Source organism: Halomicroarcula saliterrae (genome assembly GCF_031624395.1).
Lineage (GTDB): Archaea > Halobacteriota > Halobacteria > Halobacteriales > Haloarculaceae > Haloarcula > Haloarcula saliterrae.
Genome location: NZ_JAMQON010000005.1, coordinates 37,405 through 63,251, shown reverse-complemented (window position 1 = coordinate 63,251; position 25,847 = coordinate 37,405). Strand labels below are relative to the sequence as shown.

Sequence of the window (25,847 nt, the reverse complement as noted above, 5' to 3'; positions counted from 1 at the left end):
CCGACTCCCTCCACTGGTTTTAGGGCAGCGAGAAGGGAGCAGGGATCATTGTGCGTTTCGACTGCCATCGAAGCAGTTTCCCGGCCGCAGGACAGTGTTCCCAGTAACTATTCCCCGGTATGGCCCGACGGTCGGAGTATGGCTGACATGACTGGCGACGAGGCGATGGCAAAGTACGGTCCCAGTGAGTTGACACGCGATGACCTGTTGACGATAGACGACCCGAACTTCACCGACGAAAACGTCGTCATCGTTACGGGTGGCGGCGCGGGTATCGGCCGTGCAACGGCACTGGCGTTCGCCGCCAACGGCCTCACAGTCGTTGCAACTGACCGCGACGAGGACGGGCTCGATGCCGTCCAGGCTGAGGCTACGGAGCTATCACTCCCTGGAGAGATCGTCACTGTTACCGCGAATCTGACCGACGACGATGACCTCGAGCGAATCGTCGAAACCGCTACGGAACAGGGCTCACTCCGCTACCTAATCAACAACGCCGGCATCCAGACTGTCGCTCCCATCGAATCATTCCCCATCGAGAAGTACGACCTGATGCACGACATCATGCAGCGAGCGCCACTGGTGCTCACCAAACACTGCCTCCCGCACATGCGGGACAACGACGACGGCCGTGGCGCTATCGGTAACATGTGCTCGGTTCACGGCCATATCGTGACGAAGGACAAAGTTGCGTACAACACGACGAAGTTCGGATTACGCGGGCTGACACAGTCGACCGCCGCTGAAGGCGACGGCAAAGTCCGAGCCTTCACCGTCAGTACCGCTTACGTCAAGACCGCGCTGGTTGCCAAACAGCTTCCCGATACCGCCGACCGCCGTGGGATGACGGTCGACGAGGTCGTCGAGAAGGTGATGCTCGAACGCACCCGCGTCAAGGAGATGATGGAGCCCTACGAGGTGGCAAATCTGTTCGTCATGGGCTGTTCTCATCACAGCAGGCATCTCAACGGCGGCGATATGACTCACGAAGGTGGGATGAGCCTTACCTACTGACCGGCAGTGTGTGGGAGCTAAGTGCATCGGCTGTCTGGTCAGGGGTATGCCAGTGGTTTTCACTCCGTATCTGCAGAAAGCGAAGGAACGACTACCACCGACTACCCACGCCAAGACGGATACTGACACCAACGAAGAGACTGCATCAGCTGCCGGTCAACCGGGGCGCCGGCTCGTCGTTGGGGCGACCCTCACCGCCATTGTCGGTGTCGCTGCCGTAGCTATCGCTCGCCGACTCCGCATCCGACGACGCGACGACACAGCAATGCCACCGTCGGATGATAGCAACTAACTCTGAAGAGTCTGTGGACGCGCCACGGCTTCTGTAATGCTGTCGGTAGCCCGTCACTATAGCTCGCCGAGAGAAGGAAGAGCAAAGTCACACTCAATCTTAAGCTATCATCCTCCAAGACGTACCCATGTCCGATACCGAGGCCCGTTCTTTCAAATACGACGGCGAGGTCAAACCCGGTGAGAAGCGGCAGTTTCGCTACGAAGTGAGCGAGACGTATCTCGGCGACTCGGTCGAGATACCGATTACAATCATCAACGGGGACAATCCCGGTCCACGCCTGTTCATGACTGCGGCTATCCACGGCGACGAACTGAACGGGGTCAAGGTCCTTCAGGAAGTGGCCGACCGGTACACGCCGAAGGACCTCCACGGAACACTGGTGCTACTCCACGTGGTGAACGTCCCCGGCTACCAGGCCCAGCAGCGGTATCTCCCCATCTACGACCAGGACCTGAACCGGTCGTTCCCGGGGAAATCGTCATCCAATACGGCTGGACGAATCGCCAACCAGGTGTACGAACGGTTCATCAGTCAGTGTGACCTCGGTATCGACTTCCACACGTCGACCCGGAACCGAACCACGATGTATCACGCTCGTGCCGACGTAGACAACCCTGCCGTCGAACGCCTCGCCGATGCCTTTGGCACCAACGTCATCCTGTCAGGTGAAGGCGAATCGGACTCGCTCCGAGCGGTCGCTTCACAGGACGGGATTCCGACGATCACTGTCGAGATGGGGAAAGCACACCGATTCCAGCCGGCACTCATCGAGAAGGCACTCGACGGTGTCGAGAGTGTCCTCGCTTCCTACGACATCGTTCCGGAGGCGACCCGAGTAGACCCCCTGTGGCGGAAAGTGATGGGTGCGAGCGAAGAGAAACGGTGGCTCCGGGCGGACACGGGCGGTCTCGTCGAGATGGAGTGGGGACCCAGCCCGCTCGTCCACGACGGTGAGACCATCTGTACCATCACAGACCAGTTCAAGACCGAAGAACACCGTATCGAGGCGCCCTTTACCGGACTGATCGTCGGGGTACTGGAGAATCCCGTGGCGTTGCCGGGCCACCCAGTCTGTCACCTCGTCAGTATTAGTGCGGAGACACGCGACGAAATCGAACGGGAGATCAAGAACGGGGAGTTCGATGGGTACCGGTCCTACGGTCAGCGATGGATGTCCCAGAACGGCCCTGACGACTCGTAATCATCTCTCGATGGTCAACTCGTCTGTCTAGGGAACCTGCGTCACAGATATGTTAGTACGGTTCTGTTGAGTTCCTATTCTTCAGATATTTTCTCGTGTGAAGCAACCGGTCGGTAGATGTGCATACCGAGAAGTTGGTTCAGTACGCCCCGAAGAAAGACAAACCAAGTGGACTGTTCTGTCCCCCTAGCTATTTTTCAGTCTAAACTGTATCGATTCTATGCCGCCCTCCACCGCGTCGACCCGTCGCACCTTCCTCCGAACGACAATCGCCGCCGGAACGCTGGGGCTGGCCGGGTGCGACGCGACAGACGATATCTGTGGCGACGACGCTGTCGAGTTCGAATCGACGGTTACAGACGTGACCGATCGTTCACTGGAATCTCGGCCAGAGGGAGCCGGCTGGCCACTCCAGAACCAGAGCGGTGATTACCGCCGTGTCACAGATGCGAGCGGCCCCCGGACGAACGTCGGCCGGTTCTGGCGAGCTGATTCGATTAGCCCCCAGGCTGCCATCGACGACGGACGGCTGTATCTGATATCCGACGACGGGCGTGTACTCGTCGCCGACCCAGCGACTGGAGAGATCATGGCGGAGTACGACCAACTCCGGCGGCCCAGAGACGTCGGCGTGGTCGGCCCACCAGATAACCGGACGCTAATCGTCACCGGTCAGGATGGACTACACGCCCTCACTCCGGACACCTCACGGCGCCAGTTTCGGCTGTCTGGCGGCGACTTCTTCAGTATCGCCGGGGACGACGAATCCGTGTACACGACCGGCAACAGGAGTATTCAGGCCATTGACCTGGCCAGCGGGAGTAGACGATGGCGTCTTGACGGCCTTCACGACGATGGGCCCATCGCCAACGGGATCGTGCTGGCCGACACCGATAGTGGACTGCGGGCCTACGACACAGAGACCGGAGAAGTGGTGTGGACGCGGCGGAACATCTACGTCTACAGTTCTCTCTGTATCGCAGATGAGACAGTATACGCCGGGGTACTGGGTAATGTTCTAGCGTTGAGCCTGGCCGATGGCACCACCGACTGGAAGTTCGGCGGCGAAGCGGAGTCCTTCGAGGTGCCCGCCGTGACCGACGATACGATTATCGCGGCCTCCTCCACGACCGAAGGCGGCGGTGGCAACGTCTACGCCCTCGACCGGGCGACCGGTGAACATCGCTGGTGTGCAGCGCTAGGGTATCGAGATCTGGGCTCGGCTGCCGTTGCCGATGGCGTCGCGTACGTCGCCGGTGACGATCTGGTCCAAGCACGGAACATCTCTGACGGATCGATACTGTGGACCCATCACGCCGAAGAGGGGTATTACAGAGCACCGCTCGTCTCGGGCGACGCACTGTACGTTCCTAACGAGAACGGATGGGTCGATGCGTTCGGAGAACTCTGACTCGTTCCGGGAATTACACGCTCGCTACAGAACACTTTCTACGCAGGAAAACGACACGGAACTATGCGCAGGTTTCGTCGTCCTATCGTATACGGTCTCGCAGTTGCAGTCGGGTCACTCATCGGATTCGTTGTCTTGGGCGGCTCCTCGATAGAATCCGGCCTGCCGATTACAGTAAGCGCGTTCGTTGTAATGTTTCTAGTCAACTACCCCACCCTACTTCGCTCAGTCTGACGACTTCGCTCGTTGAGGGTTGGGCTTGTCCGTGTCCTCGACCTCGAACCCGTTCGGGTGGGCGGTAAATCCGCCACTCGGCGTCACCGTTCCGGACTTCAGGGCAAGCTGACTGTTGCCCGTCCGCCGAGACGACTGTTGGCCTCGGCGGACGTACCGCATACCGATGTTCTTGGCCGCGTTGTAGTCAGCGTTCGCTTCCGACTCGCACTCCTGACAGCAGAAATCGGTTCGATTCGGGCGATTCTCGCCGGCTGTGAAGCCACACTCGGCGCACCGTTTCGACGTGTACGCCGAACCCACCTGCTGCACCGAGATACCTTCCGCTTCGGCTTTGTACTCTACTTGTTCGTACAGCGTTCGGAACGCCCACTTGTGGCCCCATGACGCACCCGTGCGGTCGCGGATGTTCGTCAAGTCCTCGAACGCGATCACATCACACTCGTATCGGAGTGCTTCGTCTACGATGGCGTTCGACGCCCGGTGGAGTACGTCACGTACGTACCGAAGTTCGCGGCCACTCGACTGTTCTAGCGTTCGGTGGGCGCTTCGAGTGCCTGTCTGTTGGAGTCCGCCGCGTACTTTCTCGAACTCTCGGAGGTTGTGGGCCAACTCTCGCCCGCTGAAAAAGAAGGCAGGGCTGGTGACGGCGAGGTTTTCGATGCCAAGGTCTACCCCGAGAACCGTTCCGTCCTCGGCGGTGTTCCGTTCGGTGTCGGTCTTCGGTCGTCGGAAGCCGATGTGCAAGAAGTAGTCGCCGTCACGGGCGGTGAGCGTACTTTCCGTAACGCTCCATTCGTCAGCGTTGAGGTACTGCCGTTGGTAGCCGTCGTCAGCATCGGGAAGGACGAGCGAACACCGGACGCGACTCTCCGTGGTGGAGAGAGAAACTGCGTCGTCATCGAACAGCGTCATCGTCCGGGTGTCGTACTTCACCGTGGGTGCGGTGAACGTCGGCTTGCTGACCTTCTTTCCGTTGGCCCGCCGTTCGATACAGCCGGTGATGGCTTGTGCGGCTTGGTGGGTGGCGAGAATCGCGTGCTGACTCCCGAGGTCGGTTTGCTCACGCACGTCGTCGTAGGCGAGGGGCTGTACGTCGCTCTTGGCGTTGCACTTGCCCCACGCCATGTCCGTGGCGAGCTGGCAACCACGCTTCCACTCAGAGATGGGTTCCTCAAGCAACTCGCGTTGTTTACCATCTACAGAGAGTCTGGTGATTGCTGTCCGGCGTACGTAATCGTCTGCCACAGTTTCAATGTAGTATTGTGGCTACTCATAGGTTAGTTTCTGCGAGCTATACGAACGCGCTCTCCCCTCCCTATTCGCTCCCTACGGTCGCTCCTTGAGGAAGGGGACTCCACGCTACCGCTTCAGTTGAAAGGGCATCTCTGATCGAATCGCTACTCGCTCAGCGGGATACACCAGCATCGCTGTTCCTTTATAACGAGGGCCCAGTCGCGACCGAAGCAATCAACGAGATAGATCCCATCTGAAGAGGCCGAGACCGCAGCTGATTGCCGGCCAATGGTGCTAAGCCGGTTGAAGCCACCTGCAGCTGCGAGAAGCACGACCTGTTTTCTTGGAGAAAGTTGCCATGCGAATTAGCGCGAGACACACGCACGGCAATCGAATCTGCAGATACGGAGTCAACGTAAAGTTCTCACAGAGTTGAGTTCAGAACGGTTGGGACGAACCAGTTGCTCAGTGGGTCCGGATAGAAGTGCATTATTTCAACAGAGGAAGGTAGACTGTAGAATTGCTGCTCAAGACGTACTGATCACACTAGGAACTAATGGGTACTTCCACGCTCGGCCTCGATACGCTTTCATACTTGCTATTAACGCAAAGCAGATTGTTCCGATCGCTATTATCATCGCTATCGCTACACCGGCGGTTTCACTCACGACAACACCAATCACAGCGACTGGTACAGCTATCAAAGCGACAGGAACATGCCAATTTAACGCATTAGCTGCATTTGCTTTTGTAAACTCGTCATCGGTAACTAAATAAGCAAAGGCAATAGCAACAAAACCAAAGAACAGGCCAGCAACGTGGACCAACGCTGCAATGGTGGTATTTTGATTGGGACTATTCCTTCTTCCAGTACTGTTCGCTGTCATCGGTACACTGTATGTTATTACCCGATGCAAAAAGAAGGGCCAGGCACAGTTCCATGATTTGGGACTGTGAATTACCACTTATTATCCGCCCCAGTCTAACTCTGGATGACAATGGCAGGTAGAACGCGCCCATGAATATATAGATACGATGACTGATGAGGAGTTGAGTGACATCTTGAAACTCTTAAGCGACGAACACTCGAGAAAGATCCTCCAAGAAACAATGAAACGGCCGATGTCAGCCGAAGAATTGAGTGAGGTGTGTGATATCTCTCCACAGTCAGTCTATCGCCGGACGGACAAGCTCTCGTCTTATGATCTTTTAGATACAGAAATGGAGCATGACGAAGATGGACATCATTTTCAGACGTATACCGCTGCTCCAACTCAGATTGTGATAGGCATTTCTGAGGAGAATGCTGAGGTGACTATCAGCAAACGGGAAAAGATGGCCGACCGTTTCAGCGAGTTCATAAACCAAGTGAGGGATCAATGATAGACGTTGGCTCATGGCACCCAGTTGCAGTAGTTGGGTTGGTCTTTTCCATTGTAGCGCTTATACTCGGAATCAGTACTGCGTACCTTGCCGTGCGCGGCTATCTTCGGAACGGTCAACGACCGATGTTGTTTATTGCTGCTGGGTTCGTCTTGGTACTCTTGACGCCATTTCCACTGTTGGTGGGGTTTGTATTTCCAATAGCAGAGGAGGCTACTCTCTATGCTATCAGTGCTATCAATCAGACTGTCGGACTATGTCTGATATTATATGGCCTCTGGACACCACGTACTTCAAGCATCTCGCAAAAAATTTAAACTGTCTACTGGATTTCAGCCATTGATGGCTTGAGTCCAATCGTCTGAAACAGAACCTGTCCTGAGCGATTCAGACACTTGCCGGTTCTCGGTGTGCGACGTGGCGAATAAGCCTACTGTACTGGTCGTTAGATAGGTTGGTCGAGAATGCTGCGAGAAGCACGAGCAGTTATTCAGCATTTCCGAGGTGGCGCTCGACGAGCCAGGGTAACTGGGTATCTCCGGGACCCGTGTTGCCGCAGCCGTCGACGACGTCTATGCCAACCGGGGACGTGCGAGGAGGCTATATCCGGGAGTGAAAACGAGGTTTCTGACACTCCACTGCTATCGGTGCGGGACCGGCCCGCTGTCCCCCGCTGGAATCCTCGCCCTTCAGGGCGGGGAGGATATCAACACTGGGGATTTCGCCATCCACTGCGTTTAGAATCGCTGACCGAGAACGAACACCCCTCAGCTATCACTCCCACAACAGAACACAAGGCAATTTTTCCGGCGCTGTCGACCGAAGCAAAGTGTACGCGATGCCGGCATTTCCGTCAAGAAACGTCGGCGTCGAAAGTGATTCGAGGTCTGCTCGCGTTCGGTACCTTCCAGTCTGTTGTTTCCGTTCAACCATCTGCGTGACGAGATCGTCTGCGGATCCGGGCCGGCCGTCCCGTCGCTGTTCCGACTCGATGAGGAACTCGATCCGTCCGGCATTGCCACAGCAGACGTGATCGCAAGCACTCAATCGGTCTGACTCGTAATCGGTAACCGAACGGTCGATTCCCCGCGTGACAATGTCATCCTCGATCAGTTCTTCGATGCCGAGTCGGGCCAATCCACCACCCGTTTTGCCGTGACACCACTGATCCGGGTAGCGTTGTTCGCTCCACGGTCGTCGGTCCGGCCAGTTGTTCGCCGTCTGAGAATACATTTCGGCCTCGAATTCGAGCGCCTCTCGCGCCGCCTCCAGATACGCACTGGAGTTGGTTACGTCCCAGAGACGGCTGAGGGCATATGCTATGCCGCAGTTTCCGTGGAGAAAGCCCGTCAACGGCGGACACTGGTCGATTGTCTGCCAGACCTGCTTGCCGCTGTCCGTTTCGACCCGCGATTCGAGCAAGGTATCACCAAACGAAACGGCTGTTTGGACAATTTCGGGGTCAGGATATCGGCGGTGAAGTGCGAGCAGACCAAGAATTGTTCCCGCGGCTCCCGACCCCACGTCGTGCATCTGATCGTGTAACTCCCGGTCCTGAAGTAGCGACGTGATATTGCTCGCGTCCTCCAGTAGCTGTTGACAGTCGGTCAACGAACCGACTGCTCCCAGCCCATAGAGCACTGAACCGAGTCCATTGGTCCCGCCATGTTTGAGGAACATCGGGTCTGGCCGTGTCTCTCGAACACGCTCTCGAACGGGCTGAACGATTTCGAGGGCTCTGTCCCTATACCGTTCCTCGCCTGTTACTCGGTACAGTGCAGCGGCGAGTAGCGCGATGCCGCTCTTACCGAGATGTAACGTACTGTCGACCGGCCGAAGCGTGAGGTGGTTCGTTTCGTCGAGCGAGCACACTGAAACCCAAGCCGGGCCGCGTTGTGAGGGGATTTCCGCCTCTTGGATCGTATCAAAGAGCGACTCCGCCTCCGCTCGCAACTGTGAGGGAGTGACCTGCACCGGGGACTGCTCTCCTGGTGACGTGGAGCTCGGAGAACGGGTGTTGATACCGAAGCATCCGCGAATAATTTCGAGTTGGTCTCGGAGGTCCTCACGGTCAGCGTCGGCGATACGGTCGAGGCTTCGCTGTAACCCGGACGCTTCCGCGTCGATGCCGATTTCGTCGCCGTCGACGCCAACGCCGACACTATCCGGCTGACACGTCAGTCGAGGGGGGTCGAGCTTCTTCAATCGGCTCCGTTCGGCAGCGAACAGGTCCCATGGCACGGGCTCTGCAACCGTGTCGTCACAGAACGGCACGGCGAGCTCTTCCATCTCAATTCCGAACCTGACGCCGTCACGAAGGCAATCACGAGCGTTGAGCGAGCGGGTCAACTGTACATACTCCATCGTTGGCCGATACACGATCCGATTCTCTATGCCACTGAAGCGACCTGAGAGGTCGAGAATATCGGAGAGTCGTCCTTCGTCGCGTAGCCGAAGTATCGATTCGTAAGTGGTTTCGAACCCGTCGAGAAGTTCTGATATATAATCGGTCGGTACCTGATCGCGATCATCTAACTGTGGGATGTTCCCTTCTCGTTCGATTTCGATAGGCGTCGGTTCAACTGACATGACATCAGTGTTGACTGCCTTCAGCCGTGGAAACGTTCTACCCTCGATGATCGCCTTCTCAGAAGAAACACCGAAGCCAGCCATTACAGCGGCCATACTGTCCGACTTTTCTGGTACCGCCGGAACATCTATATCGTACGGCAAGAGCATACTGAGGGGGGCGTTCTCTGTGACCGTCGCGTGGACACCGGTCGGACGGGGTATTCTGTCCGAGTCCACGTACGGATGAAAAATGGTCTCGGCGTCAACCAGCATCGGTTGCGACCCAGATGAGATGAGGTTCTCGTAGTGGCAGTCCGTAAACTCGAAGAAGTACGCAAGACACGACAGTGCGCCGGCACGCTCGTAATAGCGAGCAACCTCGCGTTCGGTCGAACACTCCTCGTTCGGTATCCATTCCATCCATCCGTATTCGTCCCTGCTCAGATACCGAGGCGAATCAAACGATGGCACCGTAACGTGCTCCATCAGTTGGTCGATGGTGCGATAGAACCGCTGGCCGATTTCTACACTTCTTGGTTTGTATACGATGCGTTCACCTGACGAGAACTCGACAGCCATTACGGCCCGGCCGTCGCCGTGAGTATCGTTTGCTAACACCGAGATTTTGTGGACATCACCGAGCGTTTCACCGTCCGCGAACGTAGACGCTATCTGGGGCCGGTCGTGCTCGAGTCTCGCGCTAAACTCACCGATATGTTCCTGCCATTGCCTGATCTGGGTCGTGAGTAGTCTGGAAAAAACCGGATATTCCAAGCACAACTCGGCAAACCCACCCGAGAACAGTGATTCGATGAACCGCTCGTAATACTCGGTCGGATGCTCGTCGCACTCGGCTGGATCGGCGTAGGCGAGTTCTTCGTCGTTTGCGGCGACGAAAGTCTTCAGCTCGACATAGAGGATACGCGAAAAGCGGCTCGAGAAACGCTGCTCGAACCAGCTGCTGAGTTCGTTGATAGCTTGCTCGCTCAGTTGGTCCGTCACTGGTTCTGATCGAAGGCCCTTGCGGGCGGCTGCTGCCACCCCATGTGCGAGTTCACGAAACACTAAATTGTCTTCAGTGACAGGACGTGTCTCCGACGCAATCTCGTGGTACTCGTCCGGAAATTCCCGACGTATCGTGGTGATGACCCGCTCCAGCTGGTCGATCCACTCCGGAATCGGTTCACTCGGCTTGAGTTCGTCTCGCCCGATCGCGTCACGGCACTCTGATATCTCCAGATCGTCTCTCCGCAATCGGCACTCGAAACTTCGCTGGTCCGGAAAGACGTCTCGCCACTGAGCGAGGAGCTCATCGATTTCGGAGTCAGTTCGGTCCCCTACAGAGCAACGGTCGGGGTTCTCCAGTCGTTCCTGGAGGGTTCTCGCCTGTCCTGCAATACATCTCTTTTGCTTTTCAGTAAATATTTCCTGAATTGGCATGTAACTAATGCCTGTCGCTCAATAATCAGGTCAACTGTAAATAAGTTACGGGTGTCAGACAGACCCCCTGATAGCCACGGACAGAATTAGATGAGTTGTCCGTCTTCAGGCCTTCTACCGTTGTTATAGATGGATAAGGGAAAAATTTTTAAAACTATAGGATAAATTTAGCAATCGGTGCTACCCAATGCACTTAAATTCACCCAGCCGACTGGAACAGGTACAAACCAATCAAATGGACCAAGTAAAAAGTGGATTTGATGCTGACTTCGAGGTCGACGATCATGGTATGGAGAAGTCGCTCGGAACTCCGACCACGGTAACTACTACGTCCACGACAGTCACCACGACGACCACGGTCGCAGAATAGAGGTCGTCTCAATCGCACTGTTGTCGTCTTGGTAGTAGTCACCTAGAAGTGATATCTTATTTTTTATGTAAATGAAATATGTAATCGATAGTTTAATATAGTTATGACATTAATCTAAGCACGGAGATGTCAACTGTTACTCTCCAAGCGACCATCGGTGGCAACGAGCGGAACAAAAAAGCGTTCGACGCCGACTTCGAAGTTCAGGAGACGCTGGGCCCGGCTAAGGCAAATACGACCACAACGACGTTCACGACAGTCACGACGAGTACGGTCATTTCTTGCGCTGGCTGCTGAAGGGGGCACCCATCCCCTTCGTAGCAGTTTGTTTTACTATCAAGAACCTATGTCGCTAACGAACCCCCATTACAATTGCATGGACTCACTGGACCCGTGAACGGCGGAAGCTGCAGTCACAACCGCCTACGCCGTTAGTGCTATCAATACCAGTACTAGTGTCGGTCGTGGCAATCGTCGGGCCTTACTTTATCAGGTTACCGAGAGGTCTGGCCGACGACTGGTGCGTTCGTGTTCGGGGCCGAGTACGCTGCCACCGGACGTGGCTACTACGTCCACGACAGCCACGGTCGCAGAATAGACGTCGCCTCAACCGAACTGTTGTCGTCTCGGTGGTAATCGCCGTAGAACTAATATCTTATTTTTATGTAAATGAAAGATGTAATCGGTAGTTTAATATAGTTTTGACATTAATCCAAGCACGGAGATGTCAACTGTTACTCTCCAGGCGACCATCGGTGGCAACGAGCGGAACAAAAAAGCGTTCGACGCCGACTTCGAAGTTCAGGATTCGGTGGGGCCGGCCAAGGCCAACACCACAACGACGGTAACGACAGTCACGACGAGTTGGGTCATCTCTTGCGCTGGCTGTTGAAGGGGCCGCCCAATCCCTTCGTAACAGTTTGTTTTACCAACAAGAGCGTATGTCACTAAAGAACTCCGTTACGATTGCACGGACTCACTGGACCCGGGAACGGCGGAAGCTGCAGTCGCAACCGCTTACGCCGTTAGTTCTATCAATACCAGTACTAGTGTCGGTCGTGGCAATCGTCGGACGCCTTCCTATAACTGGTTACCGGGAGGTCTGGCCGACGGCTGGTGCGTTCGTGTTCGGGGCCGAGTACGCTGCCACCGGACAGTTCACGGCGCTTGGGACTGCCCGAGGCGTCGCTGGAATGGCCTTTCTGGTAGTCCTGTTCTTCGTGGTCACTCGGGAACTCCGCGGCGGGGAACGAGCAGGTATCGACGAAGAGATGAATCTGCTGCTCGCCTCGCCCCGTGAGATTGTCGTTGCGAAACTTCTCATGCACACCGGCACAGCGGTCCGATTTGTCGGCACCGTGCTCGCAGCGGGCTCGATATCGTTCGCACTCGGAGCGGGTTCACCGGTTGTGGCACTGGGCCTCTTGGCGGGAAGCGCCCTCCTGATTGTCTCCGCCGTTGCGGTCGCTTTTCCGGTCGCGGTCGGAACACAGTATAGCTTCAAACGTTTCGAGAGTGTCCGCAAACGAAGGCGCCTACTGGGCGGAACGCTTACTCTCGGGTTCGCGACGATGTTCGTGATGGCTCGTCGAGCAGTTCTAACCTTTTCGTCGTTTCCCCTCGGGTGGTACGCGGATCTCGGATTCATACTCGTAACAGACGCTGTATCACTGACCCACAGTTTCGTGGTTGTAGCCATCTTGCCGCTCGCCCTCGCGTTCAATCTCACGGTCGTGTCCAGGATTGGAGAGTTGTCGTGGCTAACAGAACCGGGTGGCGACGGACTCGGCACCGAGACACGCAGCTCTGACGGTATCGAACCGAAAGCCGTCGAGATGGTGGTTTCACAGGCCACTGCCGCAGGTATAACGACCACCTGGCGACGTGTCTACCGGAACCCCAACGTTTTGATGTACTCTCTGATGTTTATACCGATTCTGGGTGTGGCGATTCTCCCTGTACTCAACACTGCCCCGAGTGTGGGATTATCCATGGTCGCAATCACCGGGGCAGCGATCGTCGGACTCGGTCCGACACTCAATCCGATTGGGAACGAAGGAGCGTTCATCCAAGTCCCACTGATGACTCCACAGGGTTGTCGACACCTCCTGGCCGGGCTCATCTGTGCTGTTGCACTCCCCGGTGTATTGCTAGTCAGTCTCGCGACTGTCATCGCCGGGATACTCCTGGACGTGTCGGTATCTGTGGTAGCAGGTAGCGTCACTATCGGCGTCATTCTCGTTATCGTATCGTCGGTCAGCTCTGCTGCAGTCGGTATCCTGTTTCCGCAGTACGAAGGAACGTCAATCGTCAGAAACCGCGGGATGCAGGCCCCGCAGACGGAAGCAGTGATGATATATCTTCTCGCGATTTTCGGTCTGGGACTCCCGACTGTCTATGGCCTTCAGATGGTGCCGTATATTTCGACAGCCACTGGCATCTCTCAGCCCCTCACCACACTCTCTGTACTTGTCGTGACCGCACTCGCAGCGGCGATTGTGAGTGTAGGGTCGTGGCGGTACGGCCTCGGAAAGCTTCAGGCTCTGGAAATCGACTGACCGCTCAATTTGCCCAGAGTACGGTTGCACCCCGTAGGTCAGACCCCATTGACGACGGTGTGATATAATGAATTGGCTCTGCAGATAATTAATGTAAATTGAAGGATTAATTTTATATGTCTTGTATTATTTATATCATGTATGAGCAGCTCAGACCTCGCTGTAGGAGAGGTAGAATCCCACTACACCGACATGATTGGTCAGTTCAAACAAGTGTGGTCGATGTCGGGCCACAAGAGCATCCACGCCGGATACCATGACGACCATCCCGACAGTGAAGAATCGGCGGCCCGAAACATGATCCGGGAGCTAGCTGAAACAGCGGAGGTCGACTCCACCGACCGTGTCCTCAATATCGGTTGCGGTGCCGGCGATGCCGCCGTCTGGCTCGTGAGAGAGCGCGATGCAGAGGTCGTAGGTGTGGACATCTGTGAACCACTCCTCGATGAGGCTCGGGAACATGCTTTTGAGTTCGAAGCCGACGACCAGACCTCGTTTGTCCAGGACGACTTTCACGAGCTGTCGAGTATCGATGAGGAATTCGATGTCGTTTGGGGGCTCGAATCTATCGAACATTCATCAGACCTCGAGACCGCGGTCGAGACGGTCCGACGGGTCCTCAAAGACGACGGCGTTGCCGTGTTCGCGGACAATTTTATCAGTACGTCAGAACGCTCAGGGCGCGATCAGAAACGAATCGAGACAATGAACGACCGATTGCGGTACAATCTCACAGAGATAGAAACGATCAAAGAGGAACTGACTGCTGGTGGCTTCTCCGACGTCGAGGTCCGTGACATCAGCGAGTACGTCTTGCCCAGTATCAAAAGTCAGTACCGTCTCTCGGTCGCGACACTCCCGTGGTACAAGTTGATGACTCCGCTCGGTATTGCGAACAGGCCGAAATCGGATCTCGTACACGGTTCATACCACTCCTACAAACTGTTCAAAAAGGATGTCCTTGGCTATTACATCGTACGAGCATCAGCATGAGTGGTCAACAGAAATGACATTCAATTCCGAGACCTCCGGGTTGCAGGAGTCGGATTCCAGGAGTGCTAGCGAGTCCTCAGTTGCCACAAAAGAGGTGGCCCTCAAAGTGGAGGGCCTCACGAAACAGTTCGACGCCGCTGAAGACGCCGTAACCGCTGTCGACGACGTTTCGTTTTCAGTGCCACGGAATTCGGTCGTGGGCCTCCTCGGACCGAACGGGGCCGGGAAGACGACGACAATCAAATCGATACTGGGTCTTGTCAAGCCCGACGAGGGCGATATCGAAATCAACGGGGTAGACGCGAGAGCGAATCCCCATCGTATGCACGAACACGTTGACGCGATGCTCGAGGGTGCTCGCAACGATTACTGGCGACTCACGGTCGAGGAGAACCTTCGATACTTCGCCGGGCTCAGTGGCACTGACCCGACGGTTGCGAACGAACGGTATACGGACCTCCTCGAGAAGTTCGACCTCGATGACAAGCGTGACGTCGTGGTTCGGAACCTCTCACGGGGCATGAAGCAGAAGGTGTCCGTTGCGAGTGTCCTGGCCAGTGAGTCATCGATTGTGTTCCTTGACGAGCCAACACTCGGCCTCGACGTCGAGAGCACGGCAGTACTCCGTCGTGAGCTCACCAAGATCATCGACGAACGGGACCTGACGGTATTCCTCTCGAGTCATGACATGGATGTCATCGAGGCGGTCTGTGATAGGGTGATTATCATGGAGGACGGGCGTATCATCGCCAATGAGCAGGTCGATGCACTGCTAGAAATGTTTGATCGACAGCGATTCGAGATCGAAGTCGAGGGCCTCGACAATGACGTTCGTTCAACTATCGAGAGGTCGTTTCCGACTGCCGAAATCGAATCGGTCGGGGACCGGATTCAGGTGGCGGTGTCCGTCGGGGATGACGGGTTCTACAGTCTTATGTCTCACTTTCAGCAGTACAGCGTTTCAATCGTCGATATCGCTACCGGGACGCCCGACATGGAAAACGTGTTTCTGGAGCTGATCGGGAGGGACGACGACTGATGTCCCTCCGGTCGAACTCGACGGATCGCTCGGTGTTGAACTTGATTCGAGTCGTCGCCGAGCGTGAAGTTCTGCTCCAGTTCCGATACCCGCTCAACCTCGCTGGTATCCTCGCCACGTTCCTACTGGTATTCTCGGTGATATTTTTCGGCGGGCGTGCGATTGCCGGCCAGGCTATGGACGAGTCGATTTCCGGGATAGTTATTGGCTACTTCCTGTGGATGATGTCGACGACTGCGTTCATGGACATCGGCCAAGAAATCGGGAAGGAAGCCGAGTGGGGAACGCTCGAACGTCACTTCATCACTCCATTCAGCTTCGGGTTTGTCCTGTTTACGAAGGCAGCACTGAAGCTGGTCGTCACAGCGGTACTGTCGCTGGTGATGCTGGCTATTATGCTCGTTCTCACGGGGGAACAGTTGCAATTTGACGCCCTCACTATCGTTCCAGTTGTCTTGTTCTCGCTCTCCTCGGTGTTCGGCGTTGGATTTGCCATCGGTGGCCTGTCGGTACTCTACAAGCAGGTCAGTAACTGGATGCCGCTCTTGCAGTTCGCGTTCGCTGGATTGATCGCGGCACCAACCACTGATTTCTGGCTTCTCCGTCTCCTGCCCCTCGTGCAGGGGAGCAACATGCTTCAGGCAGCCATGAAAGATGGAGTTCGCCTCTGGTCGTTCAGCGCGACCGAAATCGGGCTCCTGGTCGCGACGGGGGTCGGTTATCTCGTCGTCGGTTACGCTTTCTTCACTGTTTGTCAACGGAGAGCGCGTCACCTCGGCGTTCTTGGAGATTATTGACAGCACTCACCGAGTATGGCTTTCGAGGACGCGATACCCGTCGAATCGGCACTGCGCTGTCTCGACCCTGGGCGTGCTCCCCGAAATCGGTCTCACGTCTTCCACGGCAGCTTCGTGAGAGATCGCTTATTTCGCGGGGGGTCTAGAATCCCGCGTAATAGAGAGGAAAGCATCTTCCAGTGACTCGTTTCCTTCGGTCCCGGCGCGAGACTTGATCTCATCCGGAGCGGCCTCAGCAACGAAATCCCCGTCATGTACGACGCCCACTCTATCCGCTAACTTGTCCACTACTGGTAAGATATGAGTCGAGAGAACGATAGTAGTCTCCTCTGCAGCGAGTTCTTCGATGATCTCCTGCATCTGCTTTGCGGCCCTAGGGTCTAGTCCACTCGTAGGTTCGTCCAGAAAAACGACGTTCGGTTCGTGGAGGAGTGTCTGGATCAAACCGATCTTCTGTCGCATCCCTTTAGAGTACGTACTGATTCGACTGTCTGCCGCATCAAGGTCTAACCGATTCAGATAGGTTTCAATTCGTTCCTCGCGTGCTGTCGGTGGAACGTCGCGCAGTTTTGCGACGTATTCGAGCTGTTCGCGGCCGGAAAGTTCGTCGTGGATTGGTGGGTTTTCCGGCAGGAACCCTATCCGAGATCTGACCGTCTCTTGTTGCTCTATCGCAATCCCGTCGATGCGGGCCGTGCCTGCGGTCGGTTGTGTCAGCGTCGTCAACATCCGCATCGTCGTCGTCTTTCCAGCCCCGTTTGGACCGAGCAGGCCGAAGATTGTGCCATAATCGACAGAGAGTGATATGCCGTTGACTGCCACGGTATCGGGGTACTCCTTTCGGAGATTGTTAGTCTCGATAGCGGGAGTCTCGTGAGCCATATTATTCTTTATAACTTGATATAAAAATAATGTTTCGATAATTCCAGATAGCTCATGTGTAGTAGTCAGCACGTAGGACGTTTTCGAACCAGCGGGCTGTGTTGACCGTGTGGCTGAAGAAGTTTAGCTTATAAAAAGTGGGAGGCGAAAACCCACGGCTGTACAGTAGTTGCTGAAGCAGCCAGCGACGATTATTTTCGCGGTCGTTGGGTCGATATGGTCGAGACAAGCGAGGCAAAACAGGTAACCAGAGCGGCGTCTTCCCTGCTCTATCCCGAAGGTGAGTTCGGCATCGCTGCAAACCTCGAATCGTCGAGGGGGTGTGCGGCCGCCACGCGGCGGCAGTAGTGACGACGGCGCGGACCATCATCACCGCCACTTAGCAACCACATAGTAAGGTGGTGGGGCCGCGATAGGCCCAACTGGGACAGGGGCCCAGCACGCCCCCTGGAGGCTGGTTGCCAGTATCACTCGGCCCCCCTGTCCCGTACATGTACGGCTGGGTCCCCGGGTCAACCCGGCCACACGTCGACACCGACGTGCAAGAGCCCTTCCGCCGGTCGGGACCGCGTTCTCCCCAGACAGTTGACACCACAAAGCCTATTGCGCGACCGACACCACTGTCCCGATGGGCCATGGTCCCCGCAGGCCTCCAGCCCGAGCCGGGGTGGGGGGGACCAGCCCGAAGTCCGTTCGAACCGGGCCCTGACCCCGCCCGGATTCTTCGGTTCGTCGCGTACTCGTCGGTGTGAGCGCAGTTGTCGCCGATGATTTTCGGCCGCTAAACGGTGGTACAGTACTCGTCGTAGTTCTCTGGGCTCACCGAGTCGGAGGTGCAGTACTCCTGTGCGGACTGGTTTGCAGCGATAAACTGTGGCGTCGAATCCGACCACTCGTACTCCTCGGCGGATGCGTCGACTCTGCCGGAGGAATCAGGCGGGGCGGGTGGCCCGGGTGGGGTCTCTCCACCGGAATACGTCTCCGCCGTCTCCGATTGCTCGGGAGTTTCACTGCCTTCCGTCGACGGTTCTGTGAGCGGGTCGTCCGTGTCCGGAGTCGCGGGGTCCGTCCCGCCGAATCCACTACACCCGGCGACGAGGACGGTGCAGACGACGAGTAACGTGATTGCTCGCATACGAAGTGGTGTCTATACGCGGACAAAATGTTTCGGGCTATTGTGTATCGTGAGCGGGCACAACTACAGGGCGTTATTGAGCTACGCGACTCGAATCCGCTACCCAGTCGTACAGCGCGAACAAGCCGGCCACGAGTAGCTGGGAGGCGAGAACCGGGCCCACGAGCCAGAGCGGGAGGTCGAAAAGCAGCACGACGCCGGTCGCGATGCAGACCAACGGAAGCCAGTGGCTCCGGGACAGGCGGACGAAAGCGTCCCGAATCACCGCTTCGAGTCCGGACAGGTCGGCGGTGTGGCGTTCGATATTCCGGACGTCACTCCCGCTCAACTGCATATGAAATACGAACACGCTAGCGAGGTAAACTGGAACCAGCGAGGACGGAAACGCCAATAGGTCCGCGATTCCGAACACCAGAACGCCACAACTGAAACAGAGGGCCACCGGGGCCGAGGATATCACGACACCGTGCCACGGTTTTTCCGGGCTGGCGTGCCAGACGGTACCCGAGGGCTGTTCCGTGGCCTCCCAGTCCAGATAGTTCTGCCACTGCCAGAACTGGATCTCGATGATTTCCGTGCCGGTCAGCACGCACCCGCAGGCGTGAGCGGTCTCGTGGAGGACTGTCCCCGGTATCGACAGGATACTCGCGAGTATCCGGCAGACGTCTACGAGTTGTAGACCGCGACGGTAGAGAGATGAGAACATGCTCGGTGAACAAACCTACTCCGGCCGGAACAGCGCTGGCATAGAACTCACTCCCGTCGACGTGAGAGGAGCCAGGCGGAGAGCACGCTCCCGGCCAGAGCGGTCAGCACGGTAAATCCGTCGCCCGACCCACTGGTGGGTCGACCCGCGCTCGACGTCGCCGTCTCCTGGTTCCCTATCGCGATCTCCCGTGTGGAGTTGTCCAGTACGACGCTGTCGGCACGTTGCCCTTCGGGGTAGTAAATCACGGAGTAGTCGACACCGACGGTGCGGCCGAGCATCGAAGCGTCCTCCAGCAGCAGTCCCAGCGTGAGGCTCGTACTCGCCCCGGGAGCGGCCCGGCCGGAGACACGGTACTGCGATGGGTTCCCGGATTGGACGTTCTCGGCCGAGGTCACGGACAGACCGTCCGGGGGACGGACGATAACTTCGACCTTCGCCGTTCTATCGTTCACGCTCGGGTTCAACAGCGACACCGTGGCGAATTCGGTCGAGCTGTTTCGATCCAGGCGAACCGCGCTGATTTGGTCGTCGATACGCGGCTCCTGATTGAAACTGTTGACGGTCACGTCCCAGCTGCGTTCGCGACTCGCGTTGTCCGCGTCGCTGGCGACGACGGTGACAGTGTACTGACCGTGTCGGTCGAACTGTCGAGTGAACGTCTGGCCGCTGCCCGCGTAGCTGTCGTCGATATACCACTGGTACCCGACAAGCTGACCGTCGGGGTCGGAGGCGTCCACGTCGAACGTGAGCGTATCACCGGTTAATGCGGACAACCTCGACGTCTCCGGGTCCCAGTTCCGGAACTCCGGTGGTCGGCTGGCGACGTCGGCCTCCCAGCCGACAGTAGCGGAGGCCCCGTTTCCGTCGGTGGCAGTGATTTCGATAGAGTACTCGCCGGGCGTACTGAACCGGTGTGAAAAAGTCGCCTCAGCGCGCTGCTGGGAGAGACGCCGTTCACTCACGACCGCTCCGTTGACGCTCAGTTGCAGTTCTGTATCCGAGGCGTCGCTGTCCGCGACCGAAACGGTGAAACGCTCTGACTGTCCAGCGGTCAGGCTCCGGTCCGGCGAACCCGCTGCTGAGAGTGCCGGCCGCTCGTTGGTGACTGTAATCGTCGTCCGCTGGGTCGTTTCCGTTCCGTACTCGTTGGTCACCACCAGTTCGATGTCGTGTTGGCCGACCTCTCTCGGCGAGACGGTGACGGACGAACCGTCGTAGGTGTCGCCGAGGACGGTCCAGCTGTAAGACATGCCGACGTCTCGGCCGGCCGGGTCAGAGGCAGTGGCCGACAGCGTGACTGATTCGCCGGCAGTGATTTCGGCCCCACCGCCGGTCACGTCGTCGATTCGCGGTTCCACGGCTTCGACGTCGATGTCGAACGATTGAGTCGTCGAGACGCCCTGGGAATTCGTGACCGTAACCTCGGCCCGCACTTCCCCGGACGACGTAAACGTTCGAGAGACGTCCGACCCCTCGTACGTTCGTCCATCTATCCGCCACTCGTAACGCAGCGGCGTGTAGCCACCCGGATCAGTCGCATCGGCACTGAACGTGACCTCGGAGCCGGTATCGACTTCGGAATTGCCCGGAGTTACCGTCTCGATAGATGGGGCCTCGACCACCTCGACAGTCCAGGACTCGGAGACGTCTCGCGTCTCGGTTGTGCCGTCTGAAACGACGACTTCGACATCGCGCTCGCCGCCACGGTAGTCACCCGCGTCGAATCTGAAGCGCTCTCCCGTCGTGACTTCCCGACCGTCGACGTACCACGTGTGCGTGAGCGAACTGGTCGCTGTGTCCGGGTCACTCGCCGAAACGGAAAACGTCGTCGCGTCGTCTCCCGTAACTGTGACAGCACTGTCGCTCGGCGTACTGCTGTCGATTTCGGGCGGCTCAAACGCCTCTACGTCGATCGTCTCCGCGGTGACCTCGTCAGAGAGGAAATACCCGCGAACTGTGTCGGTCCGTATTTTCACCGTCACCTCGTATTCGCCCTCGTCGTCGGGCGCAGTGAACTCCGGAGTGAACGTCTCGCTGTCCTCCGCGGACACGTCGTAAGTATACGTTTCCGTAGCGGCAGACGGGGACTCGGACGGGTCGTGGACAAACACTTCGACCTCGATGTCGTTCGAGCCGGACGGTTGCCCGTTGTAGACGTCCAGATCTAGCGTCGCAGTCTCTCCGGGTTGGAATCGAGTCGTGTCACGAGAGGAAGAAACGTCGGCGTCTGTCGCATAGACCGCACCGCGGTCCAGAATTTCGGTGTTGCTGGTGACGACCCCCTCTTCTGAGACGTACACTTCGTAGAGTCCCCAGAAGTGGTTCGAGTCGTCCCCGTAGATCTGCAGGTAATAATCGTCAGAGGGAACGTCGAAAATATACCCGTCGTAGCTGTCTTCGCTCGTTCCGTCCCGACTGCAAGAGCTGTCGTCCGTCGTTTCACTCCCGGTGGAATAGTCGCCATCTATCGACTCGAGATACACGTACGTAGACGCATCGTCACCGTCCCCGTCTTCGGTGAAGACGGCGAAGCAGCCGTGATTCGACGCCGCAACGGGTTCTGCAGCGATACCGACGAGCCCCAGAACACAGACGACCAGCAGTAATTTTGCTAGCGTGCCCCCACCCAACTGTCGTTTCACACCCATTGACTAATCAGGTTAGCCTTGTGGAATACTGTATATCAATGTTCGGCCGGTATCGTAATTTGATGCGAGGACTGCGTTAGTTCAACGCCGCTGTTCGTGTGCGATTGCACAGACAGTAGAGGGCGCCCGCGGCGCACAGTCTCGGGTGTGGACTCGGGCCTGTTCTAGCAGTTCGTCCCGCGCGGTCTTCCTGATACAGCCCACGTCCATCACGTAGCTTTCGACTGTCTCTGTGTCAGTGTTCATCCCGGAGAGAAGTTGGCGCCTGCGACAAAAGCGACTTTATGCAGAGGTCGTACACGTTGGTCGCCGTCTAGTCACCGCCACAACTCGGTGGCCGGGAGCTGACCCACGTCGCGAGAACAGGAGCAGATATTTATCTGTAGCTACACTTTTTGAGGCTCCCGCGCGAACGCTTCGTCACGGGATCGAATCGGTCCGACCTCCGGATGCGGGTGGAACAGCTCGTCCGGGAGGGCGTTGCCAGTGTCGGCCGAGACGCTCCCGTCCGGGAGAGCGCCGAGACGATGTTCGATCGGGCCGTCGGGAGCGTAGTCGTCGTCGACGAACGTGCGCCGGTCGGCGAGAAAGGCGAACTCGTCGGTATCCTCACGCTGGACGACGTCTTCGCGCATCTGGCGGGCGAGAGTGCGCGCGTCGCCGCGCCGTGTGACGACGTACCGAACGCCATCCGCTCGGCCTGCCCCGGGTGAGACACTGTCGGTCCCTCGAGGTCAGCGGAGCCCACGATGTCGAACAGGCCGTTCTCATCCATCCACGCGACCCCCACCGAAACCATGAGCTCACGAACCCCAACCGAATACGTCGACCGTGCGACCGATTCGACTGCCAGCGAGGCGGACCGCATAGAGGCGATTCACGCGCTCAAAACAGCCAACGAATGTGACGAACTGGCCGCGCTCGTCCGGAATCACGACATAGAGAGACAGTTTCGAAACGAAGCGCTCGAAGCGATGGGGACGCCTCGGTGTGACGATACGCTCCAGTTCCTCGTCGACAGAGACGTTCTCGACCCCGACATGCGTTCCCGGGCGGTCGAGATACTCGATAGTACGAGAAAGTGAGCGTACCGCCGGACGGTCCGGTGACGACTGAGAGCGACGAGAGCGGACAGTGAACTACGTCTATCTGGGTCTGGGCTCGCTGTGTCTCCTGCTCGCAGTCGGCGACCTGCTCTGGACGACAGTCTGGGTCGAGGGCGGGGCTGGGCCGATGACGAGTCGACTGATGGGCTGGACGTGGAACGCGTTTCGGGGCGTCGCCGGCAACCGTCCACGGTGGTTATCGGTCGCCGGGCCAGTGATTCTCGTCGGCAGTCTCGTCGTCTGGATAACGTTGCTGTGGGCCGGCTGGACGTTCGTCTTCGCCGCCGCGGAGAACGCGCTCGTCGATACGCGAAACGCGGGCCCCATCTCGTGGACCGAACGGCTCTACTTCGTCGGCTATTCGGTGTTCACGATGGGCAACGGCGATTTCACGCCGCGGGACGGAGTGTGGCAGGTCGTCACGGCGCTCACCACTGCGAGTGGGATGCTTTTCGTGACCCTGAGCGTCACCTACGTGCTCTCCGTACTCGACGCCGTCACGCAGAAGCGGTCACTCGCGAGTAGTATCTCGGGGCTCGGTCCCCGTAGTGCCGAGATACTGGTGACGAGTTGGGACGGGGAAGAGTTTCACGGCCTCGAACTCCCGCTGAACACGATTGCGACCCAGATAAACACGCTCACGTCGAACCACAAAGCGTATCCGATACTTCACTATTTCTACGCGCCTGACACCGAGCGAGCCCCGGCGACGGCCATCACGGTCTTCGACGAGACGCTGACACTCCTCCGGTTCGGTGTTCCGGAACAGCACCGCCCGAACGAACTCGCTATCAGACAGGCCCGCACGAGCGTCGGTTCGTATCTCGACACGGTCGACACGACGTTCGTCGAACCGGCCGACGAACCGCCTCCGATGCCAGCGATTTCCGCCGTCCGTGACGGGGGCGTCCCGACAGTCGGTGTCGAGGAGTTCCGTGACGCGCTGCCGGCGGTGGACGACCGCCGTCGGCAACTGTCGGGCCTCCTGCAGTCCGACGAACGCCGGTGGCCCCAGTGACCAGCTGTCGGTTGTTCCCAGGGCGACTTGCCGTGACCGTCGGCCGAGGCAGAACGTCGCCGGAAAATTCCGGGCGCGGTACACGTAGAGGCATGCTCGTGGACTAGTTCGACTCCCGGCGACTGAGTTTCGCGCGGCGCTCCTCGAACTCCTCGTCGGAGAGCTCGCCGCGAGCGTACGCTATCCGGAGCTCTTCGAGGGCGGGGTCAGTGGTCGTCGACGGGCCTGTGCGGCCGGCGAAGCCGCGATACAGGAGGTATCCGATACCACCCAGGACGAGCACCCAGACGAGCATCATCCCGATGCCCCACAGGGGCGAGAGGCCGCCGGCCATCCCGCCGTCCCACCACCAGCCCATCATCCCCATCATCGGCATCGCGAACACCATCATCAACACCGGCAACAGGACGATGACCGCGAGGACGAGCAAGACGGCGCGGAGCAGGCCGTCGGAAGTGTGGTCGGTTGACATTGTGAACGGTTATCGGGACTCGTTGCCGACAGTCGATAGCAGCCGGCCGAATCGGTCGCGGACAGCCGTTGCCATCGAGTCGAGCGCCTCGGAAGTCCGCTGGACCACCTGGTCGAACTCACCGCCCACCGGTTCGTGCATCGTATAGCCCATACAATATGATGGTGTTTTTATATATTTAACAGTAGTGCTCGGAACGGTCGGGACGTTCAGAGCCCTTCGGCAGCGGCTCTGGCGCATATTTCACCGCCCTCGTCGGCGACAGCGGTATAGCGATCGACCTCGTCGCCGGCCAAGCGGCCGAAAGTGGCAGTCACGCTCCCCATCGGTTCCAGCGGCTCGGGGGCGTTGAACGCGCGGAACAGTGGTGTGAGTTCGAGACTCGGGACGCGAGGCATCGAGAGCGAGCCCCATACGGCTTCGAAAAGCGGAGCGATCTACGAGCCACGCGCTGGAACAGTCGGGCTCGGATACTGCGGGCGGTACGGTAGTGTCGGTTCTGGAACAGTCCGCGGAAAACTGGTAGCCATAAATGATAAGCTAGTAACCAAGTATAGAACAAGTAACCGTGTACTGGAAAAGACTTAATAGTAAAGCCTGTATTAGATACAATTAGCGGTAGACAACATGACCAAGAACGAAAACCTGCGTGCGATCGTCATCACGGGGCTGGTGGCGTTCAGCGTGCTCGCGATCGGTGTCGGACCAGTCCAAGCACAGGAAACGGGTAACGATGCAACTGCGACGGCGGCAGATGCGGCGAACTGCGACGGTTCGCCGACGATGGCCCGCACCTCCATCACCTCCCCGCAGAACATCATCACGGCAGACAACGCCGGCCTCATCGAAGCGAACTTCCGCGTGAGCGAGAACGTCCCCGAGGACTGTACGGTCGTCGTCGACCTCCAGTACTCCTTCGCGCAGTCGGGGTTCCAGTTCGAGGGCGGTTCAGCGTGGGACCAGTCGGCGACGGACATCCTAGCGACTGAGTTCACCCTTGCCTCGGGCGAAATCCGGAGCATCGACGCGGAGATCGCCGCAAATGGGGCGAACGTCGGAGACGACGTGACCGTCGTGGCAGACTACGAAATCTGGTACCAGGGCGACCGCGAGGACTCCCGGCAGATTTCCGGTGTCCGCCAGGACTTCGAGGTGCAAGAGCCCGGCTCCACCACCGAGACGGGCGGGGACGGTCCGGGAATCATAGAGGCGATCGCGGAGAACCTCGTGACGGTTCTGGCCGTCGTCTCGATCGGCCTCATCGGCCTCGTTCTGGCCTGGAAGGGCCGAGATATCATCGCGTTCTCCTCCTGAGACCGGAACAATGTCTTGGTT

The 25,847-nt window shown here is 57.8% G+C and carries 25 protein-coding genes; 14 read left to right on the top strand and 11 right to left on the bottom strand.

The window, feature by feature from the left end; genetic code table 11:
* Positions 1 to 147 precede the first annotated feature (147 nt).
* The 3 genes from NDI56_RS16420 to NDI56_RS16410 all read left to right on the top strand — a co-directional run bounded on the left by NDI56_RS16420 (position 148) and on the right by NDI56_RS16410 (position 3,921).
* Positions 148 to 1,014 (top strand): SDR family NAD(P)-dependent oxidoreductase, encoded by an 867-nt coding sequence (locus NDI56_RS16420; RefSeq protein WP_310921073.1) that lies wholly within the window; start codon positions 148 to 150, stop codon positions 1,012 to 1,014.
* A 419-nt stretch (positions 1,015 to 1,433) separates the two neighbouring features.
* Positions 1,434 to 2,510 carry a succinylglutamate desuccinylase/aspartoacylase family protein gene (locus NDI56_RS16415; protein ID WP_310920748.1) on the top strand — a complete coding sequence of 359 codons (1,077 nt, stop codon included), beginning with the start codon at positions 1,434 to 1,436 and terminating at the stop codon, positions 2,508 to 2,510.
* 220 nt (positions 2,511 to 2,730) lie between these two features.
* Positions 2,731 to 3,921 (top strand): outer membrane protein assembly factor BamB family protein, encoded by a 1,191-nt coding sequence (locus NDI56_RS16410; RefSeq protein ID WP_310920747.1) that lies wholly within the window; start codon positions 2,731 to 2,733, stop codon positions 3,919 to 3,921.
* 225 nt (positions 3,922 to 4,146) lie between these two features.
* Here the strand turns inward: NDI56_RS16410 and NDI56_RS16405 are convergent, their stop codons facing one another.
* Together NDI56_RS16405 and NDI56_RS16400 are read right to left on the bottom strand one after the other, a co-directional pair.
* Positions 4,147 to 5,403, bottom strand: coding sequence for an RNA-guided endonuclease InsQ/TnpB family protein (locus NDI56_RS16405; protein WP_310920746.1), 1,257 nt, complete (start codon positions 5,401 to 5,403; stop codon positions 4,147 to 4,149).
* A 515-nt stretch (positions 5,404 to 5,918) separates the two neighbouring features.
* Entirely contained in the window at positions 5,919 to 6,278 is a 360-nt protein-coding gene (locus NDI56_RS16400) for a DUF4870 domain-containing protein (protein WP_310920745.1), read from the bottom strand.
* Between the two features lie 148 nt (positions 6,279 to 6,426).
* Here NDI56_RS16400 and NDI56_RS16395 point away from each other — a divergent pair, with 148 nt between their 5' ends.
* Together NDI56_RS16395 and NDI56_RS21885 are read left to right on the top strand one after the other, a co-directional pair.
* The gene (locus NDI56_RS16395; RefSeq protein WP_310920744.1) at positions 6,427 to 6,774 is read left to right on the top strand and encodes an ArsR/SmtB family transcription factor; all 348 of its coding nucleotides are present in this window, start codon (positions 6,427 to 6,429) and stop codon (positions 6,772 to 6,774) included.
* A complete protein-coding gene (locus NDI56_RS21885; RefSeq protein WP_470303420.1) occupies positions 6,771 to 7,091 on the top strand; it encodes a DUF7521 family protein in 321 nt (106 codons plus the stop codon). Before NDI56_RS16395 ends, NDI56_RS21885 begins: the two co-directional genes overlap by 4 nt.
* Before the next feature lie 457 nt (positions 7,092 to 7,548).
* Here the strand turns inward: NDI56_RS21885 and NDI56_RS16390 are convergent, their stop codons facing one another.
* Complete coding sequence (locus NDI56_RS16390; RefSeq protein WP_310920743.1) at positions 7,549 to 10,785, bottom strand: type 2 lanthipeptide synthetase LanM family protein; 3,237 nt, start codon at positions 10,783 to 10,785, stop codon at positions 7,549 to 7,551.
* Between the two features lie 1,428 nt (positions 10,786 to 12,213).
* On the opposite strand from NDI56_RS16390, the gene NDI56_RS16385 reads away from it, so the two are divergent.
* The 4 genes from NDI56_RS16385 (at position 12,214) to NDI56_RS16370 (ending at position 16,542) form a co-directional block, all read left to right on the top strand.
* Entirely contained in the window at positions 12,214 to 13,713 is a 1,500-nt protein-coding gene (locus NDI56_RS16385; protein WP_310920742.1) for a hypothetical protein, read from the top strand.
* Between the two features lie 141 nt (positions 13,714 to 13,854).
* Positions 13,855 to 14,706 (top strand): SAM-dependent methyltransferase, encoded by an 852-nt coding sequence (locus NDI56_RS16380; protein ID WP_310920741.1) that lies wholly within the window; start codon positions 13,855 to 13,857, stop codon positions 14,704 to 14,706.
* Positions 14,707 to 14,719: 13 nt separating this feature from the next.
* Positions 14,720 to 15,745: an ABC transporter ATP-binding protein gene (locus tag NDI56_RS16375; protein WP_310920740.1), complete on the top strand. Its 1,026-nt coding sequence runs from the start codon at positions 14,720 to 14,722 to the stop codon at positions 15,743 to 15,745.
* Complete coding sequence (locus tag NDI56_RS16370; RefSeq protein ID WP_310920739.1) at positions 15,745 to 16,542, top strand: ABC transporter permease; 798 nt, start codon at positions 15,745 to 15,747, stop codon at positions 16,540 to 16,542. Before NDI56_RS16375 ends, NDI56_RS16370 begins: the two co-directional genes overlap by 1 nt.
* A gap of 126 nt (positions 16,543 to 16,668) precedes the next feature.
* On the opposite strand, the gene NDI56_RS16365 is transcribed toward NDI56_RS16370, so the two are convergent.
* A complete protein-coding gene (locus NDI56_RS16365; RefSeq protein WP_310920738.1) occupies positions 16,669 to 17,424 on the bottom strand; it encodes an ABC transporter ATP-binding protein in 756 nt (251 codons plus the stop codon).
* 216 nt (positions 17,425 to 17,640) lie between these two features.
* On the opposite strand from NDI56_RS16365, the gene NDI56_RS16360 reads away from it, so the two are divergent.
* A complete protein-coding gene (locus tag NDI56_RS16360) occupies positions 17,641 to 17,772 on the top strand; it encodes a hypothetical protein (protein WP_310920737.1) in 132 nt (43 codons plus the stop codon).
* A 433-nt stretch (positions 17,773 to 18,205) separates the two neighbouring features.
* On the opposite strand, the gene NDI56_RS16355 is transcribed toward NDI56_RS16360, so the two are convergent.
* From NDI56_RS16355 to NDI56_RS16340, 4 genes are all read right to left on the bottom strand, one after another.
* Positions 18,206 to 18,559 (bottom strand): hypothetical protein, encoded by a 354-nt coding sequence (locus NDI56_RS16355; protein ID WP_310920736.1) that lies wholly within the window; start codon positions 18,557 to 18,559, stop codon positions 18,206 to 18,208.
* 73 nt (positions 18,560 to 18,632) lie between these two features.
* Positions 18,633 to 19,265: a hypothetical protein gene (locus NDI56_RS16350; RefSeq protein WP_310920735.1), complete on the bottom strand. Its 633-nt coding sequence runs from the start codon at positions 19,263 to 19,265 to the stop codon at positions 18,633 to 18,635.
* 47 nt (positions 19,266 to 19,312) lie between these two features.
* Entirely contained in the window at positions 19,313 to 21,916 is a 2,604-nt protein-coding gene (locus NDI56_RS16345; RefSeq protein ID WP_310920734.1) for a PKD domain-containing protein, read from the bottom strand.
* 81 nt (positions 21,917 to 21,997) lie between these two features.
* A complete protein-coding gene (locus NDI56_RS16340; RefSeq protein ID WP_310920733.1) occupies positions 21,998 to 22,162 on the bottom strand; it encodes a hypothetical protein in 165 nt (54 codons plus the stop codon).
* A gap of 149 nt (positions 22,163 to 22,311) precedes the next feature.
* On the opposite strand from NDI56_RS16340, the gene NDI56_RS16335 reads away from it, so the two are divergent.
* The 3 genes from NDI56_RS16335 to NDI56_RS16325 all read left to right on the top strand — a co-directional run bounded on the left by NDI56_RS16335 (position 22,312) and on the right by NDI56_RS16325 (position 24,040).
* Positions 22,312 to 22,629, top strand: a complete 318-nt coding sequence (locus NDI56_RS16335) for a CBS domain-containing protein (RefSeq protein WP_310920732.1) — start codon at positions 22,312 to 22,314, stop codon at positions 22,627 to 22,629.
* Between the two features lie 84 nt (positions 22,630 to 22,713).
* Complete coding sequence (locus NDI56_RS16330; RefSeq protein ID WP_310920731.1) at positions 22,714 to 23,001, top strand: hypothetical protein; 288 nt, start codon at positions 22,714 to 22,716, stop codon at positions 22,999 to 23,001.
* Positions 23,002 to 23,050: 49 nt separating this feature from the next.
* Positions 23,051 to 24,040, top strand: a complete 990-nt coding sequence (locus NDI56_RS16325; protein ID WP_310920730.1) for an ion channel — start codon at positions 23,051 to 23,053, stop codon at positions 24,038 to 24,040.
* A gap of 103 nt (positions 24,041 to 24,143) precedes the next feature.
* On the opposite strand, the gene NDI56_RS16320 is transcribed toward NDI56_RS16325, so the two are convergent.
* The 3 genes from NDI56_RS16320 to NDI56_RS16310 are packed head-to-tail and all read right to left on the bottom strand — an operon-like array spanning position 24,144 to position 24,910.
* On the bottom strand, positions 24,144 to 24,512 hold the full coding sequence (locus tag NDI56_RS16320) for an SHOCT domain-containing protein (protein ID WP_310920729.1): 369 nt from the start codon (positions 24,510 to 24,512) through the stop codon (positions 24,144 to 24,146).
* A 9-nt stretch (positions 24,513 to 24,521) separates the two neighbouring features.
* The gene (locus tag NDI56_RS16315) at positions 24,522 to 24,665 is read right to left on the bottom strand and encodes a hypothetical protein (protein ID WP_310920728.1); all 144 of its coding nucleotides are present in this window, start codon (positions 24,663 to 24,665) and stop codon (positions 24,522 to 24,524) included.
* Between the two features lie 56 nt (positions 24,666 to 24,721).
* Entirely contained in the window at positions 24,722 to 24,910 is a 189-nt protein-coding gene (locus tag NDI56_RS16310) for a hypothetical protein (protein WP_310920727.1), read from the bottom strand.
* Between the two features lie 229 nt (positions 24,911 to 25,139).
* Between NDI56_RS16310 and NDI56_RS16305 the strand changes: the two genes are divergently transcribed.
* Positions 25,140 to 25,826, top strand: coding sequence for a hypothetical protein (locus tag NDI56_RS16305; RefSeq protein WP_310920726.1), 687 nt, complete (start codon positions 25,140 to 25,142; stop codon positions 25,824 to 25,826).
* Positions 25,827 to 25,847: the final 21 nt, after the last annotated feature.